We start from the raw sequence: 15,067 nt of genomic DNA, 5'->3' as shown, positions 1-15,067 counted from the left end.
GCGCGCCGGGCGCCCGGAACGTGGAAGGGGGCCGCCCTCGGGCGGTCCCCTTCCACGTGTTCCGCCACCGGACGGGGAGGTCCGGCGGGGAGCGGGCCCGGCGGGCCCGGACGCACCGGAAAGGGCGGCCTCAGGTGCGCCGCCCACGCCCGCGACCGTGTTACCCGAGAAACCTGTTTCGGTTCTCGGATTCTTACGTAATGGTTTCCGTCGGCCAACGCCATGTTTCTCCGTAAGGACTCCCGGAGGAGCCGAAAGGTCTGTCCGAAAAACGTTTGACCACTACAGGCGAGTGTTTTTCGGTCTCCCCGCCGCCGCACCCAAGCCCTCGGGTGCTGGGACGCGACGGGCGCCGAAGGCTGATCCGCGGTACTTGGACGCAAAAAAAGTTGCTCTCGCACCCTGGAGCGAAGGACGAAGTCTGGTTATGGTGGCAAAGCGCAGCGAGCCTGGAATCGCTTGACTACTCTGGGTTATTGACTGCTGTGCGCCTCCCATTACCGTCCCCCGCAAAAGGAGAATACGAGTGCACAGGCACACCACGAGGAGAACGGTGCTCGGCCTCGCCGCGGCCGGAGCCCTCTCCGTCCCCCTGGCCCTGTCGGGCGCCGTCTCGGCGGGCGCCGACGAGCTCGCCCCCCTCCACACCGTCGGCGCCTCGGCCACCGGCGACTACTTCGTCGTCCTGGAGGACACGCTCAGCGCCGCCTCCGTCACCCCCTCGTCCCTCGGCATCTCCTCCGACCAGGTCAACCACACCTACGACGAGGTCGTCAACGGCTACTCGGCCAGCCTGAGCGCGGCGGAGGTGCGCGAACTGCGCGGGCAGTCGGGCGTCGCCTACGTCGAGGAGGTCGGCGTCGCGCACACCACCGTCACGTGGGGCCAGGACCGCATCGACCAGGAGGACCTCCCCCTGGACGGCTCCTACGGCACCACCGGCGACGGGGCCGGCGTCTCCGCCTACATCATCGACAGCGGCATCGACGCCTCGCACCCCGACTTCGGCGGTCGCGCCTCCTCCGCCTTCGACGCCTACGGCGGCGACGGCTCCGACGGCAACGGCCACGGGACCCACGTCGCGGGCACCATCGGCTCCGCCGCGTACGGCGTCGCCCCCGCCGCCGACCTCTTCGGCGTCAAGGTGCTCGACGACAACGGCTCGGGCTCCTACGACGACGTCATCGCCGGTATCGACTGGGTGGCCGCCAACGCCGGACCCAACGCGGTGGCCAACCTGTCCCTGGGCGGTCCGTCCTCCCCGACCCTGGACGAGGCCGTCAACAGCCTGGCCGGGTCCGGCGTGTTCGTCGCGGTCGCGGCGGGCAACGAGGGCCAGGACGCGGGCAACACCTCCCCGGGCGGCGCCGAGGGCGTGACCACGGTGGGCGCCTCCGACGCGACCGACGCCGCGGCCGTCTTCTCCAACCACGGCCCGTCCGTCGACATCTACGCCCCCGGCGTGGACGTGGAGTCGACCGTCCCCGGCGGCGGAACCGACTCCTACGACGGCACCTCGATGGCCAGCCCGCACGTGGCCGGGGCCGCAGCCCTGTACAAGAGCGTGAACGGCGACGACGACCAGGCCACCATCCAGGACTGGCTCGTCTCCAACGCCGGCGTGGACAAGCTCAGCGGCGTTCCCTCGGGAACGGTCAACCTGCTGCTCAACGTCCAGGGCCTCTGACCCGGGGGGTTGTGGAGACCCCGCTCTTCCACAGCCCGCTCGGCGGCCACCGCGCGAGGAGCGGACGACCGACCGTTCGGCCCCGGTCCGGGGGAGGCTTCCCCCGGACCGGGGCCGACGCGTGTCCGTGTCGCGGCCCCGGCCCGGGAACGGAGTCGTCACTTTAGGGGCCGGTTGGGTGACAGAAAGTAATAGCCTGGTGGGGTGGACGATGGTTATCGACTGGTGTTCGTCGGTGGAATGGGCCGCTCCGGCTCGACCCTGATCGAGCGGCTCCTCGGCGAACTGCCCGGGTTCTGTTCGGTCGGCGAGGTCGTGCACCTGTGGCGGCGCGGACTGGTGGAGGACGAGCTGTGCGGCTGCGGCCGACCGTTCTCGGGCTGCGGCTTCTGGTCCGACGTGGGCAAGGAGGCCTTCGGCGGCTGGGACCGCCTGGACACGGGGGAGGTGCTGCGGCTCAAGGACCGCGTCGACCGCACCCGCTTCCTGCCGGTACTGCTCAACGGCGCCCACCAGGGCCTGCTCGCCTCGCGCTGCGACCGCTACACCGAGCTCTACCACCGCCTGTACTCGGCGGTGTCCCTGGTCAGCGGCGCCCACGTGATCGTGGACGCCAGCAAGCACGCCTCCCTGGCCGCCTGTCTGCGCTGGCGCTACGGCGCGCGGATGCGCCTGCTGCACGTGGTGCGCGACCCGCGCGCGGTGGCCCACTCCTGGGCCAGGCGTGTGGCGCGCCCGGACGCCTCCCCCGACAGCAGCGAGCCGGAGATGGCCCGCTACTCGGCCGGGCGGGCGTCGGTGCAGTGGATGACCCAGAACGCCTGCTTCGACGCCCTGGCCCGGCGCGGCGTCCCGACCCTGCGCGTGCGCTACGAGGACTTCGTCGCCGATCCCGGGGGCGAGTTCGCCCGGATCGCGGAGTTCGCGGGGTACGCGGGCACCCCGCCGGACGCGGCGCGGGGCGGCTTCGAACTGTCGGAGGGGCACGCCGTGTCGGGCAATCCGATGCGCTTCACGGCCGGGCGCGTCGGGGTCCGCGCCGACCACGGGTGGCGTGAGGCGATGCCCTCCTGGCGGCGGCGCCTGGTGGCCGCCGTGACGGCTCCCTCTCGGGGGCGTTACGGCTACTGAAGTCCGTTTTGCCACTTCGAGGACTGTTGTTCGCCCCAATGATGACGTATGGTGTTCATCTGAACACTCTAAGTCACATATGGAGAATTAGGGGGAGTTCGACGTGGACAGGGGACCGGTACGGGCACTGGCGACGACGGGGGCACTGACCCTCGTCCTGACACTGGTCGGAGCGGGGGACGCCCCGGCGGGCGGGGCCTCGTCCTCTCCACGGCAACCCTCGGACCGGCCCGCGGGGGTGACGGAGCCGCCCTGGCGCTGGGGATACGCCACCGACGAGGAGTGCACCGTCTCGGAGATCCTGGAGCCCTCGTGCGGCGCCTGGTGGGGGGCCAGCCCCTACCAGGACCGGATCGAGCCCCTGGAGGAGGCGGTCGACCGCCGCATGGACATCGTCTACACCTGGCGCGGCGTCGACCAGGCCAACATCCCCGGCAGGCGCGAGCGCGAGCTGATCGCCGAGGGCAGGTTCGTGCACACCAACATCGAGGCCCGGCGGTTCACGCGCTCCGGGCATCCGGCGGTCTCCTACGAGTCCCTCATCGACGGCGGGTTCGACGACTCGCTGCGCTCCCAGGCCCGTGCCATCGCGGAGCTGGACGTGCCCTACTTCGTCACCTTCGACCACGAGGCCGACGCCAACACGCGCTACAACAGGCGCGGCACGCCCGAGGAGTTCGTGCGGGCCTGGCGGCACATCGTGGACCTGTACCGCGAGGAGGGCGCGGACAACGCCATCTGGGTGTGGAACGTGACCGGCTGGGAGGGCAACTTCGACCGCCTCCCCGGCCTGTGGCCCGGCAACGACTACGTCGACTGGGTCAGCTGGGAGGCGTACAACATGACCGGCTGCGACTCCCAGCCGCACTGGGACGAGGTGTACTCCTTCGAGGACATGATGCGCCCGGCCTACGAATGGTTCCAGAACGAGGGGCCCGACCACGGGATCGACCCGGACAAGCCGGTGATGATCGGGGAGATGGGCACCACGCCCATCGGCTCGCAGGAGACCCTGGAGTGGTACTCCGAGATCCCCGACGTGCTGCGCCGCTACGAGCGGGTGCGCGCGGTCAAGGTGTGGGACAACAAGCTGTCCCCGGACTGCGACTTCCGGATCCGGGCCAACGAGTACGCCCAGCGCGGCTTCGAGGCCGCCGGACAGGACCCGTACGTGTACCTGCCCGAGCGGGTGCGCCGCCTGGCCGAGTACGCCCAGGAACGGGGTTGACCGCCCAGGGCCCGGGCCGTCCGGGACGGTTCGCGCGGACCGCCGCTCCCGCCAGGGGGCGGCGGTCCGCGCGTGTGGGGCCCGCGCTCGGGGCGCGCCGGTTCAGCCGCCCACGGGCCGCGACATCGACCAGGTGCGCGGGCCGCCCTCGGGCAGCACGTACTCGGCGGTCGCCCGGAAGCCGAGCGACGTGTACAGGCCCACGTTGTCCTCCGTCGACGTCTCCAGGAACGTCGGGAAGCCCGCCGCGTCGGCCTCGCGCAGGCCCGCGCCGATCACCGCGCGCCCCAGGCCCCGGCCCCGGGACGCGGGGTGGACGCCGACGGTGCCGAGGAACCACACCGGCTCCTCCGGCCGGTACGGAGCCATGGCGGCCTCGGCCGCCGCGTAGGCCGGGGCGCGGTCGCCCGCCAGCTCCACGAGCCCGGGGAGCAGGGCCTCCATGGCCTCCTGCGCGCCCTCGGAACCGGGCACCGTCCAGACGGAGACCGCCTGGAGGTCGTCGCTCACCCACACCCGTCCGTACGGAAGGCCGACCTCGGCGAGGAAGACGCGCTGGAACTCCCGCAGGCGCCTCTCGTGGCCGTCGGCGCTGATCACGTGACGGGTGAAGGGGTAGTCCGCGAAAGCGGCGGCCAGCGTGTCCGCCGCCCCCTCGACGTCCTCGGGGGTGGCTTTACGAATCATGCGTGTCCTTCCCGGCTGTTCTCGGTCCGCGCGCCGGGACCGCCGGCGCGCGGACCGAGGTTACAGGCCCCTGCCGCGCAGGTGCAGCGCGCGCGTGACCCACCCGGCGGGCACCCCGAGCACCACCGCCAGCGCCAGGTAGGCGCGGGCCTCGGCGGGGCGGCTGCGGACGGTGGTGCCGATCCAGCGCAGCGCGGCGCGCCGGCGGCCGGAGGCGGCCTCGGCGAAGGCGATCTGCCCGGCCACGCGCGCGTGGCCGCGCGGCACCAGCGCGAACTCGGGGTAGCGGTCCAGCAGCCAGCGCAGGGCGGTGGAGATGGTCCGCCAGCGCCCGGAGAAGTGCGACCTGCGGTGCCACAGCACCCGCACGCCCGGTTCGGGGATGTTGCGGATGGGGCCGCGCCGGGCCAGGCGCAGCAGCAGTTCGTAGTCCTCGGCGTAGCTGCCGGGGATCTCCTCGCTGACGGTTCCGCAGCCGTCGATCATGGCGCGGCGCCGGATGAGGAACGTGGACGGGTGCAGCTCGGTCAGGCGCGACCCCAGCAGGTCGCCGAAGGTCACGCTGGTGCGGTCCAGGCTGCGGACCGCCTCGACCCTGTCGTAGACCACCCGGATGCCGCAGCACACCATCTCCGTGCCGGGCTCGTCGAGCATGACGCCGACCTGTGCCCGGAGCTTCCCGGGCAGCCACGTGTCGTCGTCGTCGCAGAAGGCCACCAGGTCGGTGTCGGCGGCGAGCACACCGGTGTTGCGGGCTCCGGCCAGGCCGGGGGTGAGGGTGTTGGTGACCACCCGCACGGGGCGGTCGCCGTCGGAGCGGGCCAGTGAGGGGTCGGGCTGGTCGTTGTCGAAGACGACGATCGTGGTGATGCGGCCGGAGTAGTCCTGCTCGTTGATCGCCCGCAGGGTGCGGCGCAGCAGTTCCGGCCGGTCCCGGGTGGGCACCACGACGGTCACGCCGGGCAGGGGCCCGGTGCCGTCGGCTCCGGAGGCGGCGGTCCGCGCGGCGGTGCGGCCGAAGGTGTGGTCGGCGGCCCGGGGGGCTGTCGGGGCGGCGGCCAGCGGGTCCGCGCCGCTTCCGGCGGTCCGGGCGGGGGTCCCGGCGGCCGCGGCGGCGGGTTCCGCCGTCGCGCCCCGGCCCCGCGTGAGCAGGTCGATGAGCTCCCCGGCGCGCAGCGCGGCCCGCTCGGTGCCCTCACTGTCGCCGGGGTCCACCCGAAAGTCCGCGGGCGAGGCGAGCGCCCTGTCCAGGAGCGCGCAGAGCTGCTGGGGAGTGGCGCAGGCCCGCACCCGGCCCGCCTCCTCCAGGCGCCGTACGAACAGGAGCTGGTGCTCGTCGACGTGCTCGTCCAGTTCGGGGTCGCGGGCGACGACGATGGGCAGGCGTCCGGCGCGGCGGGCCTGGACGATGGTGCCCGGTCCGCCGTGGGCGACGACCACCCGGGCCCGGCGCATGTGCTCGCCGAGCTCCTCGCCGGGCAGGAACGGGGTGCCCGCGGCCACCTCGGGGGCGGCGCTGTGCCCGTGCTGGACCAGGAAGCGCAAGGTCCGGTGGCGCCGGGCGTAGTCGTCGATCCAGCGGACCAGCCGGTCGAAGGAGTGGTGGTCGGTGCCGAGGCTGACGACCACGTCGGGGTGGCCGCTGTCGTCGGGGCGCGGGACGGGACGCGTGGTCTGTTCGGTCAAAGCAGCGGTCCTACCGTGATGGCGGTCGGCATGAAGGCGCGCTGTTCCTCCCACTGGGCGAGGAACAGCCGGGTGAACGGACGGCACAGCCGTGCGGTGAGCGTCGGTGTGTCGAGGCGGTCGTAGACCTCGATGTAGACGGTCGGTATCCGCAGCAGCCACGCCAGGGCGAAGAACGGCAGCGCCACCCCGGCGCCGGTGGTGACCACGGCGCACGGGCGCCGTTCGCGCAGGACGCGCACGGCCAGCCAGGTGTTGCGCAGCAGGTTGCCCACGTGGCGGGTGGTGGGGTGGAAGGCCCACCGGACGCGCTCGCCGGTCAGGGCGGACTCGGCGTCGGGGGTCCGGAAGGTCACCCACACGCGCTCGCGGTGCCGCCACCAGGGACGCAGTGAGCACAGCTGGGCCAGGTGCCCTCCGCTGGAGGCCACCAGGAGAACCGGTCGTGGAGACATGTGGTCATCATTTCATAACTCTGTGTAGTCGCTGGGAGGGTCGCGGCGAGGCGCACCGGTTGTCCACAGGCGGGGGAGGGCGTCTTCCGCCGGGCGCGCGCAGGGGCTTTCATGGATAACGGGGGGTCCCCCGGGTCCGCCCGCCTCGGCGTGCCCGCACCGCCTCCGGCCGCACTCCCCGGCTGGCGTCCTCGGCCGCCGCGTGCCCGCACCGCCTTCACCCGCCGCCGGGCACCCCGGCCGCCGCGGCACGCCTCACCGGCGCGGATCCAGGCCCAGCAGTCCGCGCAGCGACCACACCGTCACCAGGTGCCCCACCGCTCCCGAGGCCACCGCCATCACCAGCGTCGCGATCCCGCCGCCCAGCAGGGCCTCCAGCAGCAGCGGCAGGGCGCCGAACCACGTCAGCGCGCTGGCGGTCGCAGCCAGCACCGGGCGGCTGAAGGGGTGCAGCACCACGTGGGACCGCAACTGCCACAGCGGGAGCAGCTTGCGCACCAGCATCGCGGCCACCAGGGCCACGGCCGCCCCGGCCGCTCCGGCCACGGGCACGAGCAGCACGCACACCAGCACGTTCGCCGCCAGCGACAGCACGTTGTTGACCAGGTTGAGCCGGGTCAGCCCGGTCATCGTCAGGACCAGGTCGCTCATCCCCAGCGCGGCGGCCGTCAGCTGGCCCGCGCACACCACGGTCAGCGCCGTCGCACCCGCCGCGTACTCCGGCCCGAACAGCCGCATCACCTGGGGGGCGAACACCAGCACCGACAGGTACAAGGGCCACAGAAGGCACACCAGCCATGCCGTTCCCGCCTGGTAGAGGGCCCGGACCCCGGCGTGGTCGCCCGTCGCCAGCTGTTCGGCGAACCTGGGCTGGGCCGCGTACAGCACCGCCTGCGTGCCGAACTGGCCGACCACCATGACCCGTGTGGCCGCCGTGAACACCGCCGCGCCGCTCAGCCCGCCCAGGAGCGCCACGAGGACCACGCCGCCGCGCTGCACGCCCATCTGGGCGACCGCGGCCACCGCGCGCGGCAGGGAGAAGGCCCAGAACGTCCGCGCGTCCACCCGCTCCGCGGACCCCGCGGCCTCGGCCGTTCCGGTGGGCACGGGCGTACCGTCGGGAACGGCCCGGCGCACGACACGCCCCAACCAGAACCACGCCACCACGGCCGCGGGCAGGTACGGCCCCGCCCACGCCAGCGCCAGCAGCCCCGCCGCCCCCGACAGCGCGACCCCCGCCACCAGGGCCAGCTGGGCCAGCGGACGGCCCACCTTGTCCACCAGCACGGTCCCGGCCATGTCGTGGTGGGCCCGCGTCGCGGCCAGGGCCGTGTCGGCCAGCACCGCGAACGGCAGGAACACCGCCAGCAGCCGCAGGTAGACCTCCGCCTCGCCGCCGCCCAGGCCCCGCGCCACCGGACCGGCGCACACCAGCAGCAGCACCGCCAGCGCGCACGCCGCCAGCACGGCCGGGGCCGCGGCCGTCCGCAGCAGCCGGGGCGCGCCCCCGGGTTCGCCGAACACGCGCATCCGGGCGATGAAGTACACCAACCCGTCCGACGCGCCCAGGTTGGCCACCACCGCGGCGATCAGGAACACCGACGTCGCCGAGAACAGCAGCCCCGCCGTCTCCTGGGAGAACGCCCGCGTGATCGTCACGATCACAGCGAGGTTCAGCGCGGCGCCGACCACGGCCCCCGCCATGTTGACCGCCCCGCCGCGCAGTACACGGCGCAGTCCCGCCCGCTCCCGCTCCGCCGCGGCGGTCACGCGCGCCACGAGGGGACGCGCCCCCACCAGTCCGCCAGCCGCGCGTCGCTGTCGGCGAACCGCGCCGCCAGTTCCGCGCGCAGCCCCTCGGGCATGCTCGTCCGGGCGCGCGCGTTGTGCCTGCCCGGGGCGTGGCCCGGCCCGGGCGGCAGCCCCAGGAACCGCTCCACCTCACCGAGCGCCCGCGCCGTGCCGTCGAACAGGTCGGCGTGGTCCACCACGTGCATCCGGTCCCGCCCCAGGTGCTTCTCCATCCGCTCCAGCTGGTCCGCGTAGCGGCCGCGCGCCACGTAGCCGTGGTGCTGGTGGGAGTACGACCGGTACCCGGGGTCGGCCAGCATCCGCTCCTCCTCACCGGCCAGCCGCTCCGGCTCCAGCTCCAGCGCCCGCTCGAACGGTTCGGTCTCGAACCCCCGCGCGGTCTCGTGCGCGTGCGCCGAGTAGGCCCGCTCCACCGGGTCGCGCAGGATGACCACCACCCGAACCTCCGGCAGGTCGCGGGCGATCCGCTCGGCGGCCAGCGGGTGGAACAGGTAGTACGGGCTGGACTCGACCGCCCTCACCCGGGGCCGCCCCCGCCGGGCACGCAGCCTCGCGCGCGGGGGGAAGTACGCCCGGTACCGGTCCGGGCCGCCTTGGTAGCCGGTGTCGAAGTAGTGCACCCCCTTGCGCAGGGTGGGCCCGGTGACGCACGGGTGCAGGCACAGCGTCCTGAACAGCGACGTCGTGCCCGAGCGCTGCGCCCCGCAGATGAGGAAGTCGGGCAGCGCGCGGGCCGGCGCGGTGAGCGCGCCCAGGCCGTCGGCGAGGGGCAGGAGCGCCTTCCGGGCCGGGACGGCCATGCGGTGGAACAGGACGGGAACGGTGCTCCGGGGCATCACGTGCTCCTTCTGTCGCAGTTTCGGTCACCCCCGGCCACGGTCCTCGGTGCCGGGGCTCGGCGGGTCGTGTCGATCGATCGGGTGGCCCGGTTCGCCGGACCGCCCGGACCCGAGAGGGCCGCTCAGGCCCGGCGGGACGTTCAGGTCCGGTGGGCGGCCTCGTGGGCGGCCCTCTCCTGGAGCCCCTCCAGCGCGGGCAGCAGCCAGTCGTCCACGGCCGCCAGGTGGCCGCCGTTCTCGTCCTGCCGGTCGTGCAGGTACCGGGTGGCCAGGTCGATCAGGTACAGCGCCATCACCGTGGACACCGTGTGGGAGCGCACCCCGGTCTCGGACATCAGCGGGTCGCGCAGCAGCCGCGACCCGCTCTCCAGCCACCGGTGCACCCCCGGGTGGACCCCGGCCTGCACGCACTCGTTGAGGTCGTAGTGCAGGGCGTCGAAGCCCGCGGGGGCGTCCATGGCGAGGCGCTCCCAGTCCCACACGAACGCGCGCCGCGCGGTGCTGGCGATGTTCCACCTGGTCAGGTCGCCGTGCCAGGCTCCGAACGGCACGTACACGTCGGGCAGGCGGCGCAGCGCCGCGCGCAGGGGCGCCACCTCGGGGCGCGTGCCCAGCGTCACGATCCGCTCCTCCAGCGACCTGCGGTAGGGGCTGTCGGACAGCCTCCGGCGCCGCACCCTGGACAGCCCGACGATCTGCGTCACGCACCTCAGCAGCTGGCGCCGCGTGGGCCGGTCGGTCTGGACGCCGACCGGCAGCGCCTCCTGCACCAGCAGGGGGTGGCCGTTCCACTCGCCCTCGTGCAGCAGCCGGGGGACGGTCACGTCCGGCAGGCGGGCCTCGGCCAGCTGGCGCAGGGCGCGCGTCTCGGCGCGCACCAGGCGCGAGGTCAGGTCGTTGACGGCCACCTTGGCGTAGCCGATCGTGCGTCCGCCGGGGGTGAGCAGCAGGAGCACGGGCTTGCGGTTGGCCCGGGGCGGTCCCACGTGGATGGCGACGGCCAGGTCGCGGTCCAGCGCCGTCGTGAGCGCGTGCTCGATGCCCGGACCGGCCCCCACGTACAGCCGGTCGCGCAGCAGGAGCGGGGCCAGCCCGGTGGCGAACGCCCCGGTCAGCAGCAGCGTGCGCGCCCTCTCCCGGAACGAGTGCCCCTGGGCGAAGGACGTGATGCCCCGCGTGGCCGCCGACCGGTCGTGGGCGGGCAGGATCACCCGGGGGTTCTGCGCGTTGGGGACCGGAAGGTACTGGGTGCCCCGGTCGCGGTGCGCCAGCCGCCGCATACCGCGGTCGCCGGGGCCGAGCAGCCCGCCGCACGGCCACAGCACCGCGGCGAGGTCGGTCAGGTAGGTCGTCTCGCTGTTCACCAAGGACCCCCGCGGGTGCGCGCGGTCCGCCGCCGGAGCACCGGTTCCTCGCCGCGCCACAGCAGGGCGACGGCGACCATGGTGACGGCCAGCGGGGACATCAGCGCGACGTAGAAGAACATGTACCAGAACAGCAGCAGCACGGTCAGCAGCGCGCCCCGCCCCTCCAGCGTGGCCGCGCGGCGGTAGCGCCACACGACGTGCGCGAAGAAGGCGAGCATGAGGCCGGTGCCCACCCAGCCCCCGGTGATCAGCGTCATCCACAGCTGTCCCGCGTTGCCGATGACGTGCTGGCCGCAGCCGGGGCACTCCGAGGTGGGGCCGATCGCGATCGACTCCGAGCTGCCCAGGCTCTCGCGGGTGGTGCCCCACCCCAGGACCGGGGACAGCTGGGCGGCCTCCACGGACGCCGCGTTGGTGGCGGCCCGGCCGTCGTCGCTGTGCGGGTTGTCGAGCCTGGCCCGCACCACGTCGGCGAGCGGTGAGGCGGCCAGCGCCAGCAGCACCGTCAGGCCCGCGACGGCGCAGGCGCCCACCAGGACCACCCGGCCGCGGCGCAGCGCCACCAGGGCGGCGAAGGCCGCGGACAGGGCCAGCCCCGCCCACAGGGCCCGGTTGAGCGAGTACACGGCGGGGACCACGGCCAGCGCGGCGGCGGCCAGCCCGCCCCAGCGCACCCATCCCGAACCCTGTGCCACCCAGCCCACCACCAGCCACACCAGCAGCAGGGAGAGCATGTAGCCCCAGACGTTGGTGTACTCCCAGGGCGCCTTCGGGCGGGCCGACTCGTACCCGAAGATGTCCATGACCTGCGCGGACGCCGGGTGGATGAGGGTCTGCATGTAGGCGTCGGAGGTCAGGGCCGCGGGGAGCAGGTACTCCGTCGGGGCCGTGAACTCGAACCGGGGCGCGAGCATGCCCAGGTAGCCGCCCGCGATCGTGGTCAGGCACAGCACCGCCAGCGCGCCCACGACCGCGCGCGTGGGCAGCTCGCGCTCGGAGAGGTTGCCGACGTAGAGCACCAGGACCGTCAGCACCAGGTAGTTGACCGCCCGGAGCACGGCGCCGCCGTATCCGCCGCTGTCCGGCACCGTGCCGGGCATCTCCAGGTGGACCAGGCACAGGCCCAGCACCGTCCACAGCAGGAACAGCGCCCACAGCCAGAACCCCGGAGGGACCCGCAGCCCCGTGGCGCGGTGCCGGCGCACCAGTTCGGCGGCCATCGGGACCGCGAACAGCCAGTACGCGAACTGCCCCAGGCCCAGCGCCCACCACAGCGGGTACCCGGCCAGCAGCCAGAGCAGCGGCCGACCGGCGCCGTCGCCGGTCCCGCCCGCCGGGAGCGGACCCCCGACGACGGGGCCCGCCGCCCCGGCGGTCGGCCGGGGGGCGCGCGCGGACGTGCTCCAGGCCATCAGTTCCGGGTCCCCGGGGCCGTGTCCGGGGCGGTGTCAGGGGCGCTGTCCGGGGAGGCGGAGTCCCCGGCGGCTCCGGTCGGCCGGGACTCCTCGACCCCCTCGGCCCCCTCGGTCGCGAAGGCCACGAGGGCCTCCGTGGCCTCGGCGCCGCTGACGGTCGCCTCGGGGTCGTGGGGCTCCCGGGCCTCGGCGGTCCGGGCCAGTCCGAAGGCCATCTCCGCCTCCGAGGCCGTACCCGGGGCCGCGGCGGTTCCCGCGGTGTCCTCCTCCGTCCGGCCGGTCCCGGCGGCCCCGGGCGCCACCGGGATCTGGGTGGCACCGTCGCCTCCCATCACGCGGGGGACGTCCAAGCCCGCGGGTATCCCGCCGTCGAGGGGGGTCCCCGCGTCCTCCGCCGTGCCGTCGTCGGTCCCGCCCGCCTCCGGACTCCGCTCGGCAGCGTCGGCCCAGGCCGAGCCGGAGCGCTCCCCGGCGGGGCCGGTGCCCCCGGCGCGCTCGTCGCCGTCCGGGACCGCGGACTCCGCGTCCTCACCACGAGCCCGCGAAGGCGTGCTGGCGGCACCGCCGGCCGTGGTCCTGCCGCTCACCGCCGCCTCGGGCTCCTCCGCGGCCTCCGCCCGCCGGGGGTCGGGGACCCCGGGGGCGCCCTCGGCGTCCCTGGGCGCCGGGGGCCGGACCGCCCCGCCGCGCCCCCGCGGCCCCGCGGCCCCGGCGGCGGCGGGCAGCTCGCTGACGATGCCGGTCAGCGTGATCCCCGCACCGGTGCGGCCCCTCGCGGTCCCGGCCGCCTCCTCCGACCCGTCCGCTCCGTCCCTTCCGGGCGTGCGGTCGGACCCGGTGGCCTCCTCTCCGGCGACCGGCCCGGCCGCGGACGGCGACGCCACCGGCGCGGGCCCGGCCAGCGGCTGGCGCGGCAGCACGGCCGTGCCCGGAACGGGGACCCCGAACCGGTCGGCGAGGACGAGCAGCTCCCTCAGCTCGGCGCGGCGCGTGCGGTCCAGTTCGACCACCGGCAGCATCAGGTCGGCCGAAGCGGCCAGCGCGTGCGCGTCGGCGCGCTCGCTCACCGGCGCCACCGCCACCACCACGTACTCAGCCCCCGCCCGCAGCAGCCGCACCAGTTCCGGCATCGCGGTGCCCTGCACCGGCGCGTCCAGACCCGGGGACCCGTAGCGCAGCACCCGCAGACGGGGCACCGCGTCGGGCCGCACCTCCAGGTCGGCGGGGTCCTCGCCCTCCAGCAGCGCCTCCGCCAGGCCGGGGCCCTCCGGCAGCCCCAGCAGCTCGCCGACCGTGTCGGCGCGGGGGTCGGCGCACACCAGCAGCGTCTCCGAGCCCGTGCGGGCCAGGGAGGCGGCCAGGTTCACCGCGGTCGCCGCACCGGCGCGGCCCGGGGTGGTCGCGGTGACGAGCAGCACGCGGCCGAGGACCGCCTCCCCCTCCCCGAGGAGCACGGCCAGTTCGTCCTCCCCCCGGGCGCCTCCCGCGCCCGCTCCGGCGCGGTCGGACGCTCCCGTCCCACCCGCCCCGATCGGCCCGGCGACCACCGAGGGTCCGTCGGCCGCCGCGGGAACGGGGACCGCGGCGAGGCGGGCGCGCACCAGGTGCGCCAACTCGTTGACCCGCTGCCCGCGCCGGTCGCCGTCCGGCAGCAGCCCGGGGGAGCGCTGGCCGCGCCCGACCCGCTCGGACAGGTCGAGCAGCACCGGCACCGCCCCGATCCGCCCGGTCTCCTCGGCGTCGTGCAGCCTCGGGTCGAGGCGGTCGCGCACCACGGCCGCCAGCAGCCCCGTCAGCAGGCCGAGCGCGGCGCCGCCGACCAGCCACAGGGCGGGCATCGGGCTGCTCGCGCGCTCGGGGAGCCCCGCCGGGGTGATGACACTGCCGGGCTCGACCGTCTCCGCCAGGGCGCTGAGCGGGCTGATGCCGTTGCCCAGCTCGGTGATCTCCGCGCGCAGGGCCTCCACCCGCGCGTCCGCGCCGGGGTCGGCGGACTGCCCGGCGGCCTCGGCGAGGGCCTCGTAGCGGGCCTCCTGCTCACCGCGCAGCGCCTCCAGGTGGCTCTCGATCAGCCCGTCGACCCGCTCGCGGCGCAGTTCGAGGTAGGCGTCGGCGTAGGCCTGCGCGCCCGCCCGCGCGGCCTCGGGGCTCCCGGCGGAGTAGCTGATCTCCAGGACGCTGCTGTTGGGGGGAACGCTCACGTCCACCCGCTCGCGCAGGTCCGCCACGGAGGGCGCGGCGCCGCCCTCCTCCGCCAGGGCCTCGGCCACGGAGGACGACACGCGGTCCGACAGCAGGACCTGCGCCTCGGTGTCGAGGTTGACGTCCCCGGCCAGGCGGCCGGAGCGCTCCCCGGTGAACTCGGCCATCCCGCTGGGCTGGACCTGGACGGCGGAGACGGAGGTGTAGGCGGCGGGGAGTGCGACCACCGCGGCGGAGGCCAGGGCCAGCCCGCCGAGCACCCCGGCGCCGACGAACCGCCAGCGGCGGCGCAGCAGTGCCGTGTACTCCCTCAGTTCCGGTCCGGACGGGCCGGGGGCGTCGGTGTCCATCGAGTCCTCTCCGCGCAAGGGTGGTCAACACTTTTAGTGATTGATTGCATACTAAGTGTAATCCCTTGGGGGGTCTCCGCGGCGTGGGCGAGCGGCCGTTTCCCGACTCGGGTAGTGACCGGAACCGGAGAGCGCGTCACCACCCGGGAAGGCCCCCGGGCACGCGAAGGGGGCGGCGGGACACTCCCGCCGCCCCCTTCGGGCGCCC

General features: G+C 74.8%; 11 protein-coding genes. 3 read left to right on the top strand and 8 right to left on the bottom strand.

Translation table 11 applies throughout. The features are described 5' to 3' along the window. The first annotated feature begins 526 nt into the window (after positions 1-526). The 3 genes from EV372_RS06115 (at position 527) to EV372_RS06105 (ending at position 4,046) form a co-directional block, all read left to right on the top strand. Positions 527-1,687: a S8 family peptidase gene (locus EV372_RS06115; protein ID WP_486484098.1), complete on the top strand. Its 1,161-nt coding sequence runs from the start codon at positions 527-529 to the stop codon at positions 1,685-1,687. 240 nt (positions 1,688-1,927) lie between these two features. Further along, positions 1,928-2,818 (top strand): sulfotransferase, encoded by an 891-nt coding sequence (locus tag EV372_RS06110; protein ID WP_019609769.1) that lies wholly within the window; start codon positions 1,928-1,930, stop codon positions 2,816-2,818. A gap of 103 nt (positions 2,819-2,921) precedes the next feature. Further along, complete coding sequence (locus EV372_RS06105; RefSeq protein WP_130395202.1) at positions 2,922-4,046, top strand: glycoside hydrolase family 26 protein; 1,125 nt, start codon at positions 2,922-2,924, stop codon at positions 4,044-4,046. 102 nt (positions 4,047-4,148) lie between these two features. On the opposite strand, the gene EV372_RS06100 is transcribed toward EV372_RS06105, so the two are convergent. The 8 genes from EV372_RS06100 to EV372_RS06065 form a co-directional block, all read right to left on the bottom strand. After that, positions 4,149-4,733, bottom strand: coding sequence for a GNAT family N-acetyltransferase (locus EV372_RS06100; protein ID WP_130395201.1), 585 nt, complete (start codon positions 4,731-4,733; stop codon positions 4,149-4,151). Positions 4,734-4,793: 60 nt separating this feature from the next. Beyond that, positions 4,794-6,419, bottom strand: a complete 1,626-nt coding sequence (locus EV372_RS06095; protein WP_130395200.1) for a glycosyltransferase — start codon at positions 6,417-6,419, stop codon at positions 4,794-4,796. Beyond that, on the bottom strand, positions 6,416-6,874 hold the full coding sequence (locus EV372_RS06090) for a glycosyltransferase family 28 protein (RefSeq protein WP_130395199.1): 459 nt from the start codon (positions 6,872-6,874) through the stop codon (positions 6,416-6,418). The genes EV372_RS06095 and EV372_RS06090 overlap by 4 nt, the downstream gene beginning before the upstream one ends. A gap of 255 nt (positions 6,875-7,129) precedes the next feature. Next, positions 7,130-8,671: a lipopolysaccharide biosynthesis protein gene (locus EV372_RS06085; RefSeq protein WP_130395198.1), complete on the bottom strand. Its 1,542-nt coding sequence runs from the start codon at positions 8,669-8,671 to the stop codon at positions 7,130-7,132. After that, positions 8,641-9,522 (bottom strand): sulfotransferase domain-containing protein, encoded by an 882-nt coding sequence (locus tag EV372_RS06080; RefSeq protein WP_130395197.1) that lies wholly within the window; start codon positions 9,520-9,522, stop codon positions 8,641-8,643. Before EV372_RS06080 ends, EV372_RS06085 begins: the two co-directional genes overlap by 31 nt. Positions 9,523-9,665: 143 nt before the next feature. Then, positions 9,666-10,889 carry an aminoglycoside phosphotransferase family protein gene (locus EV372_RS06075; RefSeq protein WP_130395196.1) on the bottom strand — a complete coding sequence of 408 codons (1,224 nt, stop codon included), beginning with the start codon at positions 10,887-10,889 and terminating at the stop codon, positions 9,666-9,668. Continuing rightward, positions 10,886-12,304 carry a ligase gene (locus EV372_RS06070; protein WP_130395195.1) on the bottom strand — a complete coding sequence of 473 codons (1,419 nt, stop codon included), beginning with the start codon at positions 12,302-12,304 and terminating at the stop codon, positions 10,886-10,888. The genes EV372_RS06075 and EV372_RS06070 overlap by 4 nt, the downstream gene beginning before the upstream one ends. Next, complete coding sequence (locus EV372_RS06065; protein ID WP_130395194.1) at positions 12,304-14,859, bottom strand: lipopolysaccharide biosynthesis protein; 2,556 nt, start codon at positions 14,857-14,859, stop codon at positions 12,304-12,306. Before EV372_RS06065 ends, EV372_RS06070 begins: the two co-directional genes overlap by 1 nt. Between the last annotated feature and the right edge of the window lie 208 nt (positions 14,860-15,067).

Source organism: Nocardiopsis sp. CNZ308 (assembly GCF_004217075.1).
Note: the sequence above shows the minus strand (reverse complement) of the source record. Positions and strands in the feature narration are given on the sequence as shown.